2 rRNA genes are annotated in these 4,129 nt (G+C 52.9%); both read right to left on the bottom strand.

Annotated features, from left to right (window positions below):
- A 23S ribosomal RNA gene (locus tag CVV30_12640) occupies positions 1-2,443 on the bottom strand; the annotation flags it as partial.
- A 251-nt stretch (positions 2,444-2,694) separates the two neighbouring features.
- Positions 2,695-4,129, bottom strand: a 16S ribosomal RNA gene (locus tag CVV30_12635).

Raw genomic sequence — 4,129 nt, 5'->3', positions numbered from 1 at the left:
GAGGTAGCAAGCCGCCGGGTCGATATGTGCTCTTGCCGGCGACGACTCTGTTATCCCCGGGGTAGCTTTTCTGTAGTCAATAAGCCTCACCAAAAGGCTATATTGGTTCGTTAGACCCGAGTTTCCTCTCGCGATTATTTGCTTTGCATAATCGCGTCAGGCCAACTTATGCTCTTGACACTCTTCTGTGGGTTTCTGACCCACATGAGTTGACCTTGGGGCACCCTTGATATTTTTTCGAGGGTGTGGCGCCCCACCCAAACTGCCTACCTACCGTTGTCCTCGTAAGAGTGAGAACTACAACAAAACTAGGATGGTGTCTCATCGTTGGCTCCCCGTTCCCCGAAAGGAACGGATATAACGCCTCCCATCTACCCTGCGCAAGGATTATCGTAATTCAGCGACAGGCTGCAGTAAAGCTCCACGGGGTCTTCACTTCCCATCAGGAGTCCCTAGTCTCTGCACTAGGACAAAAAGTTCAACGGATTCGTGTTAGGGACAGTATCGCACTCATTAATCCATTCATGCAAGTCGCCAATTAAGCGACAAGGTACTACGCTACCCCCCGCCGTTTACGAGTCCTTCGTCCGGTTGAACCCGGTGTTCAGATACTCGCACTGGGCAGGAATCAGTGACTATACTAGTCCTTTCGGAGTTGCAGTCACCTATGTTGTTATTAGACAGTTAGTGCGACCCGGTCACTGCGACCTGCCTGATCTCCAGGCAGGCACCCCTTATCCCAAAGTTACGGGGCCAATTTGCCGAGTTCCCTTAACTACGATTAAATCCGACACGCCTTCACCTCTTCAGCGAGGGGCACCTGTGTCGGTTCTCGGTACGGATGTATGACTCCCTTTTCATGGGCTCCAGGAATTTGCCATGTTTCCTCATCACGCTTTCTTCCCCTTCTCACCATTACGGTACTCCACGGAATTATACGCTTGAACGGGACGACGGTCCCGCTTGGCATACCCCGAAGCGTCAGGGCTTACGCTAAAAATCATACAGTACAGGAATATTAACCTGTTTCCCTGTCGGTACGTTCGAGTTACGACGCACCTTAGGACCGACTAACCCTCGGCTGACGATCATTGCCGAGGAAACCTAGCCCCTGCGGCGGATGGGATTCTCACCCATCTATGCTTCTACTAGTGCCAGAATTCTCAACACTACACGGTCCACTGGAACTCACGCCCCAGCTTCTACCCATGCAGAGCGCCTCCCTACCAGATCACCTTTCGGTGCTCCGTGGTCTCTGTAGTAGGTTTTAGCCCCGTCCATTTTCACCGCCCTAAATCTTGACTGGTAAGCTGTTACGCACTTTTTAAAGGATAGCTGCTTCTGAGCTCACCTTCCAGTTGTCTTTGACCTAGGACCAATTTCAGTGTTTACACTTAACCTACATTGAGGGACATTAACCACGGTCTGGGTTGTTTCCCTTACGCAATACAAGCTTACCCCGCATTGCGGACTTCCAACCATCTAGGGTGTTGGGGAGTTTGGAGTTTGACAGGGGGGTGAGCAGTTTCCCGCCCAGCTCCCCCAATCAGTGCTCTACCTCACCAACGACCTCCGGTTAGGTCATGCTGCGACATGTTTAGGGAGGAACCAGCTGATGCCGGGCTCGATTAATCTTTCACTCCTATACGCAGGTCACACGAATGATTTGCATATCAATACCGCTTGCGGTCCTCCACGCAACTTTCGTCACGCTTCAACCTGCCCACGCATAGATCGCCCGGCTTCGGGTCTTATCCTACTGACTCCACGCACTTTTAATACGTCGTCCCAGGCATTGCTGCTACGGACTTGTTGGTTTCCCTGTGGCTTCCCTTGTGGGTTAACCTTCGCCAATAGAATAAACTCTCTGGCCCGTTCTTCAAAACGTACGTTACGACCTTGGCAGGCACACCCGTACTACCGCCTCGCGACGGGTTCCTTCATGTGCAAGATCCTTTCAGGCCGCAACTCGCGATCTCCTACCAATTTCAGGCGCTTTTAACCACCTTTTCAGGGTTACTTTTCAGCTTTCGCTCACGCTACTACTTCGCTATCGGTTTCAAGTTGTATTTAGCTTTGGAGGTTGATGACCCCCGAATTCCCGCGAGAATTCCAGCCCGCGGTACTCAAGACTCCCCTTAACCCTGTCTGCTTCTGCGTACGGGACTATCACCCTCTGTAGTGTGCCGTTCCAGGCAACTGCCGCTTCGCATCCAGGGCCGAACAGGGGGCTTATTACACCACATCTCCCTTGCGGGATTCGGTTTGAGCTCTGTCGTGTTCGCTCGCCGTTACTAACGACATCTCGGTTGATTTCTTTTCCTGCCCCTACTAAGATGTTTCAATTCGGGGCGTTCCCTATCCTCAACTAGATTCCTTGCGTCTACCCGGGGCTTATCGCAGCTTGGCACGCCCTTCATCGGCACTTGAACCGAGCCATCCAATGGTAGGATTATACTAATGCTCCGTTAAACCCATTTAACGTCCTTTGTGCAAACCTTTACACGGCCTCGCAAAGTCATTGGTTTGACTCTCAGCCCTTCCCTCGTGACTCGCATCTCGAGGTGCATCTAAAACGGCTCATCGGGATTCGAACCCGTTCATCGCCCCCCTTTGGCGACTGAACCTTATGTGTGTTGACACTGGCAACTTTACAGTTTGCTTAATAACCGCTTAATCCCGAAAAATCAATTTCGTTAGGAGGTGATCCAGCCGCAGATTCCCCTACGGCTACCTTGTTACGACTTAACCCCCCTTGCAAAACCTAGATTCGACCGCAGCGTATGCTACGGCCTCATCAAGACCTCACTCGGGTGGTTTGACGGGCGGTGTGTGCAAGGAGCAGGGACATATTCACCGTGCCATTTTGAGACACGATTACTACAGATTCCAGCTTCATGTGGGCGAGTTGCAGCCCACAATCCGAACTAAGGATGGGTTTAGGAGATTGCCTTCACCTTTCGGTGTCGATACCCATTGTCCCACCCATTGTAGCCCGCGTGTAGCCCAGTTAATTCGGGGCATGCTGACCTACCGTTGCCCATTCCTTCCTCCTCTTTAGCAGAGGCGGTCCCAACAGTGTCCTCTCCATCCCGGGGGACGAGCTAGCAACTGTTGGCGTGGGTCTCGCTCGTTGCCTGACTTAACAGGATGCTTCACAGTACGAACTGACGACGGCCATGCACCTCCTCTCAGCTAGTCAAGTAGAGTCTTCAGCCCGACTATCATTCAGCTGTCTTAACTGGTGAGTTTCCCGGCGTTGAGTCCGATTAAACCGCAGGCTCCACCTGTTGTGGTGCTCCCCCGCCAATTCCTTTAAGTTTCAGCCTTGCGACCGTACTTCCCAGACTCGTGGTCACCGATACACCTAACGCACATCGTTTACGGCTGGGACTACCCGGGTATCTAATCCGGTTTGCTCCCCCAGCTTTCGTCCCTCACTGTCGGAGCCGTCCTGGTGAGGCGCCTTCGCCACAGGTGGTCCCCCAAGGATTACAGGATTTCACTCCTACCCCTGGAGTACCCCTCACCTCTTCCGGTCCCTAGTCTGCCAGTATCCCTGAGACGCCTTCCGGTTAAGCCGGAAGATTTCCCCAGAGACTTAACAAACCAGCTACGAACGCTTTAAGCCCAGTAATAGTGGCCACCACTCGAGCCGCCGGTATTACCGCGGCGGCTGGCACCGGTCTTGCCCGGCCCTTTCTTCACCAGTTTTTTAAACTGGTGGACAGCCCGATTTAACGGGCACTCGGAGTTCCCTTATCACGGTTTCCCGCATTGTAAAGTTTTCGCGCCTGCTGCGCCCCGTAGGGCCTGGATTCGTGTCTCAGAATCCATCTCCGGGCTCTTGCTCCCACAACCCGTACCGATTACAGGCTTGTTGGGCCGTTACCCCAACAACAACCTAATCGGCCGCAGACCCATCCTAAGGCGGCTGACCTTTCAACTACAGAGCATTCCAGCTTCCATAGCCTATGGGGTATTATCCCCAGTTTCCCGGGGTTATCCCCCACCTTAGGTTAGATTGTCCACGTGTTACTGAGCAGTATGCCGAGGTCTTGCACCTCTCGACTCGCATGGCTTAATCGAACTCCGATAGCAGTGGCCTCTGGCAGGATCAACCAGAATT

The organism is Methanomicrobiales archaeon HGW-Methanomicrobiales-1 (genome assembly GCA_002839675.1).
Lineage (GTDB): Archaea > Halobacteriota > Methanomicrobia > Methanomicrobiales > Methanospirillaceae > Methanoregula.
This window is presented reverse-complemented; position numbering and strand designations above follow the sequence as displayed.